The organism is Brevibacillus invocatus (assembly GCF_003710915.1).
Taxonomy (GTDB): Bacteria; Bacillota; Bacilli; order Brevibacillales; family Brevibacillaceae; genus Brevibacillus; species Brevibacillus invocatus.
The window spans coordinates 1-830 of sequence record NZ_RHHR01000114.1 but is presented as its reverse complement, the minus strand read 5'-3'; the positions used below and the strand labels follow the sequence as shown (position 1 = coordinate 830).

At 47.8% G+C, this 830-nt stretch carries 2 protein-coding genes; both read right to left on the bottom strand.

All coding sequences use genetic code 11. The annotated features are described in order from the left end of the window. A partial coding sequence (locus EDM52_RS24285) for a twin-arginine translocase subunit TatC (RefSeq protein WP_183185357.1) occupies positions 1-451 on the bottom strand: 451 nt, incomplete at its 3' end. 97 nt (positions 452-548) lie between these two features. After that, a complete protein-coding gene (gene tatA, locus EDM52_RS24280) occupies positions 549-752 on the bottom strand; it encodes a twin-arginine translocase TatA/TatE family subunit (protein WP_122911446.1) in 204 nt (67 codons plus the stop codon). Between the last annotated feature and the right edge of the window lie 78 nt (positions 753-830).

The window sequence follows — 830 nt, the reverse complement described above, 5'->3', positions numbered from 1 at the left end:
ACATGAATGTAAAATAATCGTTGGCCGTAATGACCAAATCAAAATTCCCATTGGAAAGTCCCAGAACAAACGCGTAGGTCATCGGGAACAGAATGAAGTATGAAAACGAAAGTCCAAACAAAAAGAGCAGAAAGAGAGCCGGGATGTACATCAAGGCTACCGTGCGTTCCCTTTCTTGCAGAGCAGGAACGACAAATCTCCAGATCTGGTATGCGGCGATCGGAATGGTGATCGCGATCGCTCCTACGGCGGACAGCTTTACATAGATCGATAAAATATCTCCCGGACCAAGAATGGCTAGCTTTTCCCCAGAGCGCCTGGCTAGCTCCTGATAAATGTGATCCACAAACAAAAAACAGAGCACCAAGCTTCCGAAAAATGCACCCAAAACAATCATCAAGCGACGACGCAGATCTGTTAAATGCTCCAAAAAGGGCATATCCTGTCCCATGCTTTACTCCTCCTTTTTCACTCCCAGGTGGCCTTGAAGCGGAATCAACAGGAAAAAGGCAGTGCGCTCTTCGCACCACCTTTCCCTACTTCACGGTTTAGTTGACACGCTTCCCTGCTTCCTCGCTGTTTTTTGCCAGGGAGTCGTCATCGTCCTTGGTCAAATCCTTGGCTGCTGTTTTAAACTCAGTCAAAGTCCGTCCAAACGCACGTCCAATCTCAGGCAGCTTGCTCGGGCCAAAAATGACCAGGGCAATAATCAAAATCAATATGAGCCCAGGGATTCCGATACTGGATAACATCTTGCGCTACACTCCTTCTCCTAGAAGCCGGTAATGGCAATGACACTAGGCAGTGCCACTGAATTTCCACCTTTTGGC

Excerpts from the sequence above, each read along its gene's own strand:
- tatA (WP_122911446.1), bottom strand. The coding sequence starts at position 752 with ATGTTATCCAGTATCGGAATCCCTGGGCTCATATTGATTTTGATTATT.